Source organism: Bradyrhizobium sp. WSM1253 (assembly GCF_000244935.1).
Lineage (GTDB): Bacteria > Pseudomonadota > Alphaproteobacteria > Rhizobiales > Xanthobacteraceae > Bradyrhizobium > Bradyrhizobium canariense.
In genome coordinates this window covers 3983549-3997237 of the sequence record NZ_JH600073.1, presented here as the reverse complement: position 1 = coordinate 3997237, position 13689 = coordinate 3983549, and the positions used below count along the sequence as shown (strand labels likewise).

13 protein-coding genes are annotated in these 13689 nt (G+C 61.6%); 9 read left to right on the top strand and 4 right to left on the bottom strand.

The features are described from left to right. Positions 1-116 precede the first annotated feature (116 nt). The 4 genes from BRA1253DRAFT_RS20395 to BRA1253DRAFT_RS20380 form a co-directional block, all read right to left on the bottom strand. Complete coding sequence (locus tag BRA1253DRAFT_RS20395) at positions 117-2054, bottom strand: ATP-binding protein (protein WP_007597468.1); 1938 nt, start codon at positions 2052-2054, stop codon at positions 117-119. After that, positions 2051-2734 (bottom strand): response regulator transcription factor, encoded by a 684-nt coding sequence (locus BRA1253DRAFT_RS20390; RefSeq protein WP_007597467.1) that lies wholly within the window; start codon positions 2732-2734, stop codon positions 2051-2053. Before BRA1253DRAFT_RS20390 ends, BRA1253DRAFT_RS20395 begins: the two co-directional genes overlap by 4 nt. A 253-nt stretch (positions 2735-2987) precedes the next feature. After that, positions 2988-3221, bottom strand: a complete 234-nt coding sequence (locus BRA1253DRAFT_RS20385; protein ID WP_007597466.1) for a hypothetical protein — start codon at positions 3219-3221, stop codon at positions 2988-2990. A gap of 152 nt (positions 3222-3373) precedes the next feature. After that, the gene (locus BRA1253DRAFT_RS20380; protein ID WP_007597465.1) at positions 3374-3676 is read right to left on the bottom strand and encodes a hypothetical protein; all 303 of its coding nucleotides are present in this window, start codon (positions 3674-3676) and stop codon (positions 3374-3376) included. 203 nt (positions 3677-3879) lie between these two features. Here BRA1253DRAFT_RS20380 and BRA1253DRAFT_RS20375 point away from each other — a divergent pair, with 203 nt between their 5' ends. The 9 genes from BRA1253DRAFT_RS20375 to BRA1253DRAFT_RS20335 all read left to right on the top strand — a co-directional run bounded on the left by BRA1253DRAFT_RS20375 (position 3880) and on the right by BRA1253DRAFT_RS20335 (position 13669). Next, positions 3880-4542: a response regulator transcription factor gene (locus tag BRA1253DRAFT_RS20375; RefSeq protein ID WP_007597464.1), complete on the top strand. Its 663-nt coding sequence runs from the start codon at positions 3880-3882 to the stop codon at positions 4540-4542. Beyond that, entirely contained in the window at positions 4542-5963 is a 1422-nt protein-coding gene (locus BRA1253DRAFT_RS20370; protein WP_007597459.1) for a sensor histidine kinase, read from the top strand. The genes BRA1253DRAFT_RS20375 and BRA1253DRAFT_RS20370 overlap by 1 nt, the downstream gene beginning before the upstream one ends. Before the next feature lie 87 nt (positions 5964-6050). After that, positions 6051-7127: an ABC transporter substrate-binding protein gene (locus tag BRA1253DRAFT_RS20365; RefSeq protein WP_007597457.1), complete on the top strand. Its 1077-nt coding sequence runs from the start codon at positions 6051-6053 to the stop codon at positions 7125-7127. A 278-nt stretch (positions 7128-7405) separates the two neighbouring features. Beyond that, positions 7406-8713, top strand: coding sequence for an MFS transporter (locus BRA1253DRAFT_RS20360; RefSeq protein ID WP_007597454.1), 1308 nt, complete (start codon positions 7406-7408; stop codon positions 8711-8713). 77 nt (positions 8714-8790) lie between these two features. Next, positions 8791-9588: an extracellular solute-binding protein gene (locus BRA1253DRAFT_RS20355; protein WP_007597452.1), complete on the top strand. Its 798-nt coding sequence runs from the start codon at positions 8791-8793 to the stop codon at positions 9586-9588. A 54-nt stretch (positions 9589-9642) separates the two neighbouring features. Further along, entirely contained in the window at positions 9643-9903 is a 261-nt protein-coding gene (locus BRA1253DRAFT_RS20350; protein WP_007597450.1) for a hypothetical protein, read from the top strand. A 24-nt stretch (positions 9904-9927) separates the two neighbouring features. Further along, positions 9928-11247 carry an MFS transporter gene (locus BRA1253DRAFT_RS20345; RefSeq protein WP_007597448.1) on the top strand — a complete coding sequence of 440 codons (1320 nt, stop codon included), beginning with the start codon at positions 9928-9930 and terminating at the stop codon, positions 11245-11247. A 58-nt stretch (positions 11248-11305) separates the two neighbouring features. Beyond that, a complete protein-coding gene (locus tag BRA1253DRAFT_RS20340) occupies positions 11306-12343 on the top strand; it encodes an isocitrate/isopropylmalate dehydrogenase family protein (protein WP_007597446.1) in 1038 nt (345 codons plus the stop codon). A 3-nt stretch (positions 12344-12346) separates the two neighbouring features. Beyond that, the gene (locus tag BRA1253DRAFT_RS20335; RefSeq protein ID WP_007597444.1) at positions 12347-13669 is read left to right on the top strand and encodes an MFS family transporter; all 1323 of its coding nucleotides are present in this window, start codon (positions 12347-12349) and stop codon (positions 13667-13669) included. The last annotated feature ends 20 nt before the right edge of the window (positions 13670-13689 follow it).

Sequence of the window (13689 nt, the reverse complement as noted above, 5' to 3'; positions counted from 1 at the left end):
GAAAGACAAAGAGTTCGGGCGAAGGAGCATTGCGGACGACTCCCCCGTCCTCCGCAGGCAAATCATCCGGCCCGTCCCTCTCTCCGCGCGTCCCACACGTTCGGAGAGGGGGCTTTTCAGCCGACGGCGGCATCGCTGTCGGGGAAAACCTGCGGCAATTGCAGCCGCACGCGCGTGCCTGAGGAATCCGAGCTCAGATCGAGCATCGCCCCGCAGCGCGCGGCACGGCTCCTCATGTTGCGAAGGCCCCGCGCGGTCTGGCTCGCGTCGGTGGCTCCGCCGCTGCCGACCGGCGCAGAACCGTTCGCAAAGCCCTTGCCGTCATCCGCGACCTTGATCACACCGTACGGTCCCTGACCTTCGTCGACCGTCTCGATGGTGACCGCGATGCGGCGGGCCTCTGCGTGCTTGACCGCATTGGTCACGGCCTCGTCGAGGATGCGCACGATCTGGATGACATGCCATGGCCTGAGCTCGGGATGCAGCGGTAGCCCCTGCGGCGTGGCCACGTGCCAGTCGAGTGCGATGTCGTGCGGTCGCAATTGCGCGGTCGCGCGCTCGCGCCAGGAGCCGAGTGCGAGCATCAGGTCGCCGCCGATGTCGTCCATGGAATCGATGACGAGGCGGAGGTCCTTCAGCGCCGCACGGGCGGCGTCGGTGATGGTCGCGCCCTCGTGCCCGCGCTCGGACAGTGCCACGATGCTGATGAGCTGGCCGCCGAGGCCGTCATGTAGGTCGCGCATCAGCCGCGTGCGCTCATTGGCGAGCGCGGCGGCCCGTGCACGCTCCTCCTCGCGGGCAAAGCTCGCCTTCAGCCGCTCCTCAGCCTCGCGTACGCGCGTCACGAGCTGGTCGGCAAAGCTGTCGACCTGGTTCAGCGCGCGCGCGAACCGCCAGGTCAAGCCGGCGCCGATCGCGACCAGCATCGCCGAATAGGACAGGCGCGAGAGGAAGATGCGCTCGTTGGTCACGATCTCGAACACCGACAGCATGTCGTGGACCCAGCAGATCAGCACAATGGTCACCGCGCAGCCGAGCGTGAAGCTTGCCGCGTCCTGCCGCCGCACCACCGCGGCAGCGGTGACGCAGGCCATCAGGAGCAGGCAGAGACCGACGGTGGGAATGCCAAGCAGGAGAAACAGAATGCGCGGCAGCGGCGGGCCGGCGATCAGTCCGACACCGAACACGACGAGCCCCGGTGCGAACAGCAGCATGCCGTAACGCGGCCAGCGCCAGCCGAAGAACAGCACGCCGAAGACGACGACCAGGGCGCTCTCGATCGGTGCGGACGCGAGCAACACCGCGACGAGCCGGGACGTGTTGACGGGGGGCACCGGTGGCGGCGCGAAGGCCTGCACCACGCCGAGTACCATCGCCACGGCGAGGACGCCGTAAACCGGCTCGCGGCGGCGCATCAGCCACATGATCGCCAGGATGACGGCGAGGATCGACTGCCAGGCGGAGAACACCACGGGCAACGTGACGAACATCAGCGTGCGTGTCTCGTAGGCCGGCCGCAAGGCCGCATCCGGGCCGACATAGACGGTGTCGAGAAAGCCCTTGAGCGGTCCCCAAACCAACAGCCGCACCGTGATCTCGTTCGCGCCCTCGCGCAGCAGCGAGGACGGGATTGACGCGATCTGGGGAGTGTTGCGGTCGGGCCGGTTGGCGTTGGCATCGCGTCGGGAATCCAGGATGACGACGCCGTTGATTGCGACTTCCACCGCGTTGCTGAAGCGCGGCAGGAATACCGACCATCCCGACGCCACGTCGCCGCGGCGGAACGTGAAGGTGCCGGTGTAGAGCGGCGGGTCGGCCAGGGAATAGCGTGACGACGTGAAATGCGGCAGCGTCACCGGACGTGCCACGCCGTCCTCGCGCAGCGAGAATTCGCTCAGGGCAAAGTCGTCGGGGTCGCTGGGCTGGAGCAGCCGCAGCCCGAGGACGGTCGCGACAACTATGAGCGCCTGGAGCAGCAGATAGGGTACGAGGCGCGAGACCAGCAGCCGGCGCCGCGCGGGTTTGACCGGTGCCTTGGCCGCGATCTCGCTCACAGCTTGATCAGGCCCTGCTGCACCGCTTCGAACACCGCTTCGCTGCGGGTGTGCACTTCTAGCTTGCGATAGATGTTCTTGATGTGGCCGGGCACGGTCTGCCGGGACAGGCCGAGATGGCTCGCGATCTCGGCGTAGCTGAAACCTTTGGCGATGCCCCAGAGGATGTCGATCTCGCGCGGGGTGAGCCTTGCGGTGTTGAGCGCGGGACCAGGCGGAGGCTCGGCCGCATTCTGCGCGGAACCTTGCGTTCTGCGCACGATGAAGCGGGCGATCGAGGCCGAGATCGGCGAATGGCCGGCGACCAGATCGCGCACGGTGGCGGCGATATCAGTGGGGAACGCATCCTTCAGGAGATAGCCGGTGGCGCCGACCGTGATCGCGGAGATCACACTCTCTTCGTCGCCGAGCGCCGAGATCACCATGATCTCGGTGTCGGGAAAGCGTTGCCTTGTCTCGCGGATCAGCTCGACGCCGTGGCCGTCGGGTAGCCGCAGATCGGTGAGCAGCACGCGCGGCGCCCGCTCGCCGAGCCCGGCGCGGGCCTCTGCGAGCGTGCCGGCGCTGCGCACCTCGTAGCCGGCTTTGACCAGCGCGTCGTGGAGCCGCCAGCAGGTCGGCGCGTCGTCCTCGACGAGGAGGATGGTGATGGCCTCACCCGTCTCGCCCTGTTCGGTCATGATCATCGTCCTGCACCGCGTGTCCCCCGCGGCGCAGGGCCAAGTTTAGCCGCGGTGTCGGCGCCGCGACACCCATAATCATGGGGGCGCATTGTCACTCTTCCGCGCCGTCGCGGACGCCGCCTACCGCTTTGCTGCGGCCGATGGCGTCGACGGCGCGGGCAGATGCTGCACCCTGACCCGCGCCGTGCGGCGTTGCTCGCCCTGGGTTGAGGGGCTGGTGAGATCCTCGCGTCCGCCCAGGATGGCCCCTCTACGAAGCCTCTCCCCGCGGCGGCGGATATCGCCGGGCCAGCGCCGACAACGGCAAGTGTCGCTCGCCCTCCGGCAGCTCCAGATAGGCGAGCACGAGCGGCCGTTTCCAGTCACCGACGCCGAAATTCATCGTCATCCATTTCTGCGGTTCGGGGCCCTCGAGGCCGCGCACCCAGACGAAATAGCGGGGGAGATCGTCGGCTTCCGTTTCGGTCGCGCGTCTCCTGGCCATCAAAGCTGCTCGCCGTATCGTTACGTGTTGCCACACGATATAGGGACTGGCCCGGCGAAGTCGAACCGCCGAGGGAGGGCATGCCGGGAAGCACGCAGCCCTCTTCTGGCGAAGTGTCCCAAGGATGCGAGCCGTACGGCCGGCCGCTCTCGTCAGTGCCAGAGTTCGCAGGTCGCAACCCGGTTGATGTCCGCGAGCCGCCGGCTGGTGTCGCCCTCGAGGTCGAGGCTTGCGACCAGCGTCAGCAGGCGATGATAGGCGCCGTCAGCGACCTCGACGGGCAGCGGAGCCTCATCGAACGTGTCGACATAGCTGCTGACGAGGCCGCTCAACAGACGGCACAGGCCGCGCTGTTCGGGGTCGTCGCGGCCGAGCGTCTCGAGCTTTTGCTGAAAGATCCGGAACGTCCGCAGGCCGTGGTGCTGTTGCGAAAGCCAAGTGTGCAGGTCGTTCATATGAGCTCCTTCGAGTTGCGGAAGAAGCTACCGGTTTATACAGGCGGGATGTGACGATTGCTAGGGAGGGGGAGGGACTGGACGCGTTGACCCAGTCCGCTAGCCTCCGCGAGGAAGCTCCGATTTGATCTTTCGATACTGTCCTTCTAGCCTCACGGTAACGTCTCCCTCGCACGGGTGGTGCGAACGCAAGGGTTTGTTCAGTGAGGATTCTGATCGTCGAGGACGATGCCGCCATGGCGCGGGGCCTTGCCGAGCGGCTCAAGCTGTCCGGGTTCGCCGTCGATATCGAGTCTGACGGGGCTTCGGCGGCGCAGACCGCCTTGCTGGAACCCTACAGCCTCATCATCCTGGACATCAACCTGCCGAACGTGTCGGGTTTCGGCGTCCTGCACAAGATACGGCAAGCCGGGTCGACCGTTCCGGTCATGATTCTGACTGCCCGTTACGCGACCGGCGATAAGGTCAGCGGCCTCGATCTTGGCGCCGACGATTATCTCTCCAAGCCATTTGATATCGCCGAATTTGATGCCCGCGTTCGTGCGCTCGTGAGAAGGGGACAGGGGCTTCCCAATCCAACCTTGATCTGTGGCCCGCTCGCGTTCGACCGCGCCGCGGGCACGATTACATTGAGCGGCCGGCCGCTTGAATTGCGACGGCGCGAGTTCGCCGTGCTGGAGGTGCTGATGACCCGCGCCGGCAAAGTCGTCTCCAAGGAGCGCCTGATCGCGGAGGTGTTTGGCTTCGACGAGGCGGTAGCGCCGAACGCGGCGGAACTCTATGTTGGTCGCGTTCGCCAGAAACTCGGTCCCGACGGGCCGCGGATCCGCACCGTCCGCGGGCTAGGGTATCTGCTGGAGGTATAGTGATCGCCACCTGGCGACCGTCGTTGAGGCGAACACTCCTCACCAATCTGGTGGCGCCCGCCATTGTATTGGCGATGGTGCTTGGAATCGGCGGTATGTTGCTGATTCAGCGGGTTGTCCAGACAGTCCATGACCGGTTGCTCGATGGGTCGATTCTCGCCATCGCCGAACGTGTCGGCGTGGAAGATGGCGAACTGACCGTCGACTTGCCGCAGGTTGCGCTCGGCATGCTGGAGAGCCAGTCGCACGATAGCATCTATTACAGCGTGACTTATCTTGGCGAATTGATCACCGGTTACAAGGATCTTCCGCTCGCAGGGTTCGATCGATTGAAGGCTGGCGAAACCGGACATCGCGATGGCGCGTATCGCGGCAAAACGGTTCGTATCGGCGCGCAGGCGCGGCAGGTCTACGGCAGGCCAGGGCTGGTCCTCGTCGCAGTGGCCGAAACGGTGCAGGCGCGCCGCGTCGTCGAACGTGAAATGCTGATCGGACTGGCGATGCTCGAGGCCGGCTTGATTAGCCTCATCGCTTGCCTCGGCTGGTACGCGGTCGATCGAGGCCTGAGGCCGCTTGGCGAACTCAAACAAGAAATCGACGCGCGCGGCATCCAGGGCGGTCCAAATCTCAGTCCGCTTGACCTTTCCCGGGTGCCGCAGGAAGCTTTAGCACCGGCGCTCGCGGTAAATTCCCTGCTACAGCGGCTGGATCTGGCCATTGGACTGGTGCGCCGATTCACCGCCGATGCCTCGCATCAGATGCGAACGCCGTTGGCGATATTGCGAACGCATCTCGATCTGGTGCGACGCCTGGGGTCGGAGACGCCGGCGGGCCAATCTGCCCTCGACGAGGTCGATAACGCCATCAACCGCCTTGAACGGCTGCTCGAGCAGCTCGTGACACTGGCTCGGGTCGACGAGCAGAACATTGCGCAACCGGCCGCGGAGAACGTTGACCTGAACGAGGTCGCCTTCAATGTCCTGTCGGAGCGTGCCCCACAGGCGTTCGCGCGCGACATCGACGTCCAGTTCGATCGATTTGACGGTCCCGCGGTCATCGCCGGCAATACCGTCCTGATTGGCGAATTGCTGGCAAACCTGATCGACAATGCCATCCGCTACAACCGACCCGGCGGGTTGGTCCTGGTTCGCGCGGTTGTTGACGCCACGACCGCGCGGATTGAAGTCGAGGATACCGGTCCGGGAATTCCGGAGGCCCATCTGGCCCGTGTCTTCGAACGCTTTTATCGGATTCCGACGGCGAACGGCCCTGAGGGTAGCGGCCTTGGACTGGCCATCGTGAAAGCGTTGTCGGACCGTCTCGGGGCTCAAATCGTGCTTGCACCTGGCCCGGAAGGCCGGGGCCTGCGGGTTTCCGTGAGCTTTCCTCTTGCCAAGCGTGATGGTGAAAGCTCAAGTTGAGGCCTGATTGTGCGCCGCTGTAGAAGTGGCTGCAGTCCTGAACAAACTAAAGTCCGCAAAGCGGCTCATGGACGAGGAAGCGTCACGATGGGGGCTGCCAAAGCCTTGGCCTTGTGCGTTGGAATCTTGCTGGCGTGGCCTGCCATGTCGGAGCAGGCGCAGCTCGGCCCTCTCAAGGGGCAAGCATCAGTTCCCGCCGCAACTCGAGAGCAACTCAACATCGTATCGACGACCCAAGACGCGGACGTCGCCGACTTGCTTGCCGATTTCCGGGCAGGTCATCCGGACATCGAGATCGTCCATACAAAGATCAACTCGAACGAAATCTACAATCAAGTCGTGGATCCCTCGACCTCCAGCGCAGCACCCGGAGATATTGTCTGGAGCTCCGCGATGGATCTACAGATCAAGCTCGTCAATGACGGCTATGCCCAACCCTATGTCTCGAAGGAAATTGCGCATATCCCGGATTGGGCAATCTGGAAAGACGAAGCCTATGCCATTACGGCGGAGCCGATTGTCATTGTTTATAACAAGAACCTCGTCGCGGAGGGCGATGTTCCTCGAACCCGCGCGGATCTGAAGAGCCTTCTGAGCCGGAAGCCCGATACCTATCGGGGCAAGATCGCAACCTATGACCCGGAGCAGAGTGGGACCGGTTTCCTGTTCATCACGCGCGATGCCGGAATCACCAGGACAACGTGGGATTTGGTCCGTGCCTTCGGCGGCGCCGGTATCAAGCTTTACTCGACCACCGGAACGGTGCTTGATCGAATTTCATCCGGCGAACATCTGATCGCCTACAATATGATAGGGTCTTACGCGATCGAGCGGGCCAAGGAAGATGCCTCTATCGGAATCGTGTTTCCTGCCGACTACATCACCTTGATGTCGCGAATAGCCTTCATACCTGTCACTGCGCCGCACCCGGAATCCGCGAAACTGTTTCTTGATTACTTGCTTTCGGAGCGCGGCCAGAAATTTCTCCTGGCCCGGTCGGTTGGTCCTGTGCGCCTCGGTCTCGGCGCACAAGGCGTGATACCTGCGGATCGCAGCGGCGCGGTCAAGCCGATCCATATTGGTGCAGAATTGCTCACCTATCTCGATCAGTCGAAACGGGCGAGCTTTCTCAAAGAGTGGCGCCGCGCATTGCAGGATCGATAGAAATCCATGGATTTGGATTTCAAACGGAACCAACATCCGAGAGAAGCCCCCCTATCTGCCGGCTCGCCAAGCGCGCCGTCTTCACCCCCGCTTCGACCAGATTTTCCTGCAGGATGCATCAGCGACAGGTTGATGACAGGCAGCTGATATACGGTGAGGCAGCCTAGCTTGAACGATAGCGCCTCGCGTATCGGTCAATCCGGCCGCGATCAAGTGTGCAACACCTGCCTGACAGGTGAACAAGACCAAAATCATAAATGATAAAAAGGGAGGACGGCATGACGGCTACCACCGGACAGTCGAAGCTTGGCATGGTGCTCCGCGTCACCAGTGGCAACTTTCTTGAGATGTTCGATTTCTTTCTGTCGGGCGTCTACGCGTCGTACATCGCCAAAGCATTCTTCCCGCTCGAAAATGAATACGCGTCACTGCTGCTGACCTTTGTCGCGTTTGGCGCAGGCTTTCTGATGCGTCCGCTCGGCGCCATCATCCTCGGCGCCTACGTGGATCGGATCGGCCGGCGCCAAGGCCTGATCGTTACATTATCCATCATGGCTGCCGGAACGGTGCTCATCGCGTTCGTGCCAAGTTACGCAACCATTGGCATCTTGGCCCCGATCCTCGTCTTGATTGGGCGCCTGCTGCAGGGCTTCTCGGCTGGCGTCGAGCTTGGTGGTGTTTCCGTCTATCTCTCGGAAATGGCCACACCGGGAAAGAAGGGTTTTTACGCCAGCTGGCAATCGGCTAGTCAACAGGTCGCGATCATCGTCTCGGCCTCGCTGGGGTTTGCTCTGAATGCATGGCTTGCACCGGCGCAACTTAACGATTGGGGCTGGCGCATTCCGTTCTTCATCGGCTGCCTGATCGTTCCTTTCGTGTTCTTCATTCGACGCTCGCTGCAGGAAACCGATGAATTCCTGGCGCGGAAGCATCATCCGACACCCCGCGAGATCTATCGCTCCATCCTCGCAAACTGGAGCGTTGTTCTTGCCGGGATGATGATGGTGATCATGACCACGGTGTCGTTCTACCTCATTACCGTCTACACGCCGACATTCGGCAAATCGGTCCTCAAACTCACCGCGGCCGACGGCCTGATCGTGACGATTTGCGTGGGAATATCGAATTTCATCTGGCTTCCCATCATGGGCTCGTTGTCCGATCGGATTGGTCGTCGGCCGATCCTCATCGCCTTTTCGACTTTGGCATTTCTGACTGCATATCCCGCGCTTTCCTGGTTGGCCGCAGGCCCGACGTTCCCGAAGATGCTGACGGTCCTGCTTTGGTTGTCGTTCATCTACGCCAGCTACAACGGCGCGATGATCGTCGCATTGACCGAAGTCATGCCGGTAGGCGTACGAACGTCGGGATTCTCCCTCGCATATAGTCTGGCAACGACGTTCGGAGGGTTTACGGCAGCGATCTGCACCTGGCTGATCGCTGCCACTGGTGACAATGCATCGCCGGGATATTGGATGAGCGCGGCAGCGCTCTGTGGTCTGGCCGGGACGTACCTCGTTTACAGGCCGCAGGAACGACGCGCGCTATCCGGCGCCAATTCGGTCGAGACGGCGATAGGGACGTGACCACCAAAGTGCTCGATGATTTCGACCGTCAACGAGCAAGCACAGTCCCCGAATAATAGCATCGAAGGAAATTGCCGATGAGCGTGACGATCGTCGTGCGCAGGCTAGTTGCGCTGAGCTTGCTGATTGTTTTGACGGCCGCGGCGGGAATCGCCGGGGCGTCCGAGGTCAGGGTCATGATCTCGGGAGGCTTGGCGACGCCTTACAAGGAGCTCGTACCGCAATTTGAACGCGCGACGGGAAACACGGTCGTCACGGCCTATGGCCCTTCGATGGGTACGACGGAGAACGCTATCCCAGTGCGACTGGCACGTGGGGAGGCAGCGGACGTGCTCATCATGGTCGGCGACGCGCTGGGCGAGATGATCAAGCAGGGCAGGGCGGTCAGAACCAGCCGCGTCGACCTGGTGCGCTCGCCGATCGGGATCGCGGTACGCGCCGGGACGCCAAAGCCTGATATCAGTACGTCCGACGCATTGAAACAGGCACTGTTGAACGCGAAGTCGGTTGCATACTCCGATAGCGCCAGCGGCGTCTATGTCGGCAACGAGCTGTTCAAGCGTCTCGGGATTGCGGCCGAGATGAAGGACAAAGCCAAGATGATTCCGGCCGAGCCGGTCGCCAGTGTTGTTGCACGCGGTGACGCCGAACTCGGCTTTCAACAGATCAGCGAACTCCTGCCGATCGCTGGAGCCGACCTTGTGGGGCCGCTCCCGCCAGACGTGCAGAAAATTACGATCTTTTCTGCAGGCATAACCTCCAGCGCCGATCAGCCAGAAGCCGGACGGGCTCTCATTGCCTTCCTCGCTTCAGCTGCAGCCGCTCCGACTCTGAAAAAAGCGGGTCTCGATCCCCTTGCCGCATCGGAGAAATAGACCGGCTTCAGATCTGCGGGACGCGCACGATTGCAGCGAAGGGGGGACTTGATCATGAAGCAGTATCTCAACAGCTTCGGCGCACGCCAGACACTTGTCGTCGGTGCAAAGACCTGCGCCTACTATTCGCTTGCCGCAGCGGAAAAAGAATGGCCTTCCCAGCATCTCCAGAAGCTCGCGATCGAGATCCGCGAGTCCGATGGTGCGAATAAGGCCATCATTCCCTTGACCTGCCGCATCGATACGCTCGACGAGCTCGAATATTTCCGCAACGGCGGAATTCTTCAATACGTCCTGCGCCAACTGGCTGCCTGACCGTCAACCCGAAACGAGGACGCCATGCCAATGAATTCCGCGCCGCTACCGAGGATCGAAGCGGAAACCATGCGCCGCATTACATGGCGCCTGCTTCCGTTTTTCATGGTTTGCTATTTCATTTCGTACGTCGACCGCGTCAATGCCGGGTTTGCGGCCCTGCAAATGAACAAGGATCTGGGCCTGACGCAGGCTGCTTTCGGGGCGGGCGGGGCGCTGTTCTATATCGCCTACATTATTTTCGAGGTCCCCAGTAATCTGGCGATGCAGAAAGTTGGCGCGCGGATCTGGATCGCGCGCATTATGATCACATGGGGGATGGTCGGTATTCTCTCCGCTTTTGCGGTAGGGCCGGTTACTTTTTATCTGAGCCGGTTTTTGTTGGGTGCAGCGGAGGCCGGGTTCTTTCCTGGTGTGATCCTGTATCTGACCTTCTGGTTTCCGGCGGCTTATCGCGCACGGATCGTTGCGGTTTTCATGGTGGCCATACCGCTATCGAGCTTTCTGGGATCGCCGATATCCGGCGCCTTGCTGGCGATGGATGGCTTGCTGGGTCTGCGTGGTTGGCAGTGGCTTTTCATCGTTGAAGCCATCCCAGCCGTCCTGCTCGGCCTGGTCTCGTTCTTCGGGCTTCCGAACAAACCCGCTGATGCAAAGTGGCTCGAGCCGGAGGCGCGCAATTGGCTCGACGCGCGCCTGCAGTCCGAGCGATCGATGGCGAAGCAGGGCGGCCACATGTCGCTGTGGCAAATCCTGACTAACAAATATGTGCTCATCCTCGGTTTGATCTATGCGGGGAGCTCGGCCACGAGCAACGCGTTGTCGCTGTGGCAGCCTCAGATCGTGAAATCGTTCGGGATGTCCGACATGGAGACCGGATTCCTGAATGCCATCCCGTTTGGCATTGCCTCCGTCGCGATGATCTTTTGGGGAAGATATTCGGACAGGTCGAACGCCCATGCTCAAAACACCGCAATACCGCTTGCGTTATGCGCAACCGCGCTGCTTGCGACCATGCTCACGAGTTCATTACCCGTGACGCTCGCTATTCTGAGCGTAGTCTTGATCGGCAATTATTCGATCAAGGGACCATTCTGGGCCTTGGCGACGGGGACACTTTCTCCGGCTACGGCTGCGGCCGGAATTGCCGGCATTAATACCCTGTCGCACATCGGTACTTCGGGCGCGGTGTGGCTGCTCGGTGTCATCAAGGAGGCGACGGGTAGCTTCCCCATGGCCTTGATTCCGCTGGCTCTGCTTCAAATCGCGGGAATCGTCGCGGTGCTTTGGATCAACAAGCAGGAAATGCTCCCCGCCACTTCCGCCGCAAGCCCCGTACATTGAGCGCAGGCAACATGTCTGACATCCACAAATCCCCGCGGCTCTCCACCAGGATATAAAAATGTCTGCTCAATCCAAAACGAAGCGGCCCGCCACGCTCATTCCAGGCGATGGTATCGGCCCCGAGATCGTGAAATCGGCCGTAGACATTCTCGAAGCGCTCGGCTCTCCATTCGAATGGGACATCCAGCAGGGGGGCCTGGCCGCGATCGAGGCAAGCCGTGATCCGCTGCCGCAGGCGACGCTGGACAGCATCCGACGCACGCGGCTCGCCCTGAAGGGCCCGCTGACGACGCCGGTGGGGGGAGGATTCCGCTCGATCAATGTTCGTCTGCGCGAAGAATTCGGCCTTTACGCCAATTTGCGGCCGGTTCGAAGCATGGTTCCCGGAGGACGATTCGACGACATCGATATCGTGCTGGTGCGAGAGAACCTCGGCGGCCTCTATGTCGCTTTCGAACACTACATCCCGATCGGGGACGATCCGCACGCGGTCGCCATTTCGACCGGGGTCAACACCCGCGAAGGATCGCGCAAGATCATCGAATTCGCATTCGACTACGCGCTCAAGAACGGTCGCAAGAAGGTGACCGTCGTGCACAAGGCCAACGTGCTGAAGGCGCTGACCGGCATCTTTCTCGAGGTCGGGCACGAGGTTGCAAAGAAGTACGAGGGCAGGGTCAAAATGGACGATCGCATCGTCGATGCCACGGCGATGCAGCTCGTCATGAATCCCTGGCAGTTCGACGTCATCGTCACCACCAATTTGTTCGGCGACATCCTGTCCGATCAGCTCGCCGGCCTGGTCGGCGGTCTCGGGATGGCTCCCGGTGCCAACATTGGACCGGATGCGGCGATCTTCGAGGCCGTGCACGGCTCGGCGCCGGATATCGCCGGCAAGGGAATCGCCAATCCGCTGGCTTTACTGCTGGCGGTCGGGCTGATGCTGGAGCACATTGATCAGCCCGATCTTGCAAACCGTCTTAGAGCGGCAATTGATCAGGTCCTGCGCAAGGACGGCGTTCGCACGCCCGATCTGGGCGGCAAGGCGTCCACTGGCGACTTCACGCAAAGCATCATCCGTCGATTGGGAGGGTAAGCAATGACCGCTATTGTTGCATCGCACGCGGCAATCCCCGCTGATAGCACGGCGCAAAAGCTCTCGCGTATCAAAGCGATCGTGGCAGCCTCATCGGGAAATCTTGTCGAGTGGTACGACTTTTATGCTTACGCATTTACCTCGATCTATTTCGCCGCCGCGTTCTTCCCGTCGGGCGACCAGACCAGCCAGTTGCTGGCGACGGCCGGCATTTTCGCCGTAGGGTTCTTCATGCGGCCGCTCGGTGGCTGGCTGTTCGGTTGGATCGCCGACGCGCATGGCCGCAAGAATTCGATGGTGCTGTCGGTGCTCCTGATGTGCGCCGGATCGCTGATGATCGGGATGCTACCCACGTACCAAACAATCGGCGCCGCAGCGCCGGCTTTGCTGCTGTTTGCGCGCATGGCGCAGGGCCTGTCGGTCGGCGGCGAGTATGGAACGGCGGCAACTTATATGAGCGAGATTGCCGGCAAGGGCAACCGCGGGTTCTATTCGTCCTTCCAGTATGTCACGCTCATCGGCGGGCAACTTCTCGCGCTCCTCGTGGTGGTGGTTCTGCAACAGACATTGTCCCTCGACGAGCTGAAGGAATGGGGCTGGCGAGTTCCGTTCCTGTTCGGAGCCGTCGCAGCGGTTGTGGCGTTGTATCTCCGCCGCTCGTTGCAGGAGACGGCGTCGGCCGAGACCATGCATCGCAAGGAGGCTGGTTCTCTCTCCGGTCTCTTGCGTCACAAGCGCGCGCTCCTGATCGTTCTCGCATTTACCATCGGCGGGTCGCTCTTCTTCTATACGTTCACGACCTACATGCAGAAGTTCCTTGTCAACAGCGTGAAGCTCGATGCCAAGGTGGTCAGCTCGATCATGACCGTGGCGCTGATCGCTTTCATGCTGCTGCAACCGGTGTTCGGGGCGCTCTCGGACCGGATTGGTCGCCGCAACAACATGCTTCTGTTCAGCGGATGCGCGACGCTCGCCGCGGTGCCGCTGTTGATGATGTTGTCCGGCACGACCAACGTCTATGCCGTTTTCGGCCTGATCATGGTCGGCCTCATGATTGCATGTTTCTACACCTCGATCAGCGGCGTCGTGAAGGCCGAGCTGTTTCCGCCCGAGGTGCGCGCGCTTGGGGTCGGGCTTCCTTACGCCATTGCAAATGCGATGTTCGGCGGAACCGCCGAATATGTTGCGTTGTCACTGAAATCGTCCGGATACGAAACGGTATTCTTCTGGTACGTCGCGGCGATGGCTTTCGTCGCCTTCATTGCCTCGCTCTGGATGCCAGATACGAGGACGCGAGGCTATCTCGAAGGCGATGGCCGGATCTGAATCGAACACCACGGGCTTCG

Bases quoted from the DNA above. Each gene is read 5' to 3' on its own strand.
- BRA1253DRAFT_RS20390 (WP_007597467.1), bottom strand. From the start codon at position 2,734: ATGACCGAACAGGGCGAGACGGGTGAGGCCATCACCATCCTCCTCGTC.
- BRA1253DRAFT_RS20385 (WP_007597466.1), bottom strand. From the start codon at position 3,221: ATGGCCAGGAGACGCGCGACCGAAACGGAAGCCGACGATCTCCCCCGC.
- BRA1253DRAFT_RS20380 (WP_007597465.1), bottom strand. From the start codon at position 3,676: ATGAACGACCTGCACACTTGGCTTTCGCAACAGCACCACGGCCTGCGG.
- BRA1253DRAFT_RS20365 (WP_007597457.1), top strand. From the start codon at position 6,051: ATGGGGGCTGCCAAAGCCTTGGCCTTGTGCGTTGGAATCTTGCTGGCG.
- BRA1253DRAFT_RS20360 (WP_007597454.1), top strand. From the start codon at position 7,406: ATGACGGCTACCACCGGACAGTCGAAGCTTGGCATGGTGCTCCGCGTC.
- BRA1253DRAFT_RS20355 (WP_007597452.1), top strand. From the start codon at position 8,791: ATGAGCGTGACGATCGTCGTGCGCAGGCTAGTTGCGCTGAGCTTGCTG.
- BRA1253DRAFT_RS20350 (WP_007597450.1), top strand. From the start codon at position 9,643: ATGAAGCAGTATCTCAACAGCTTCGGCGCACGCCAGACACTTGTCGTC.
- BRA1253DRAFT_RS20345 (WP_007597448.1), top strand. From the start codon at position 9,928: ATGCCAATGAATTCCGCGCCGCTACCGAGGATCGAAGCGGAAACCATG.
- BRA1253DRAFT_RS20340 (WP_007597446.1), top strand. From the start codon at position 11,306: ATGTCTGCTCAATCCAAAACGAAGCGGCCCGCCACGCTCATTCCAGGC.
- BRA1253DRAFT_RS20335 (WP_007597444.1), top strand. From the start codon at position 12,347: ATGACCGCTATTGTTGCATCGCACGCGGCAATCCCCGCTGATAGCACG.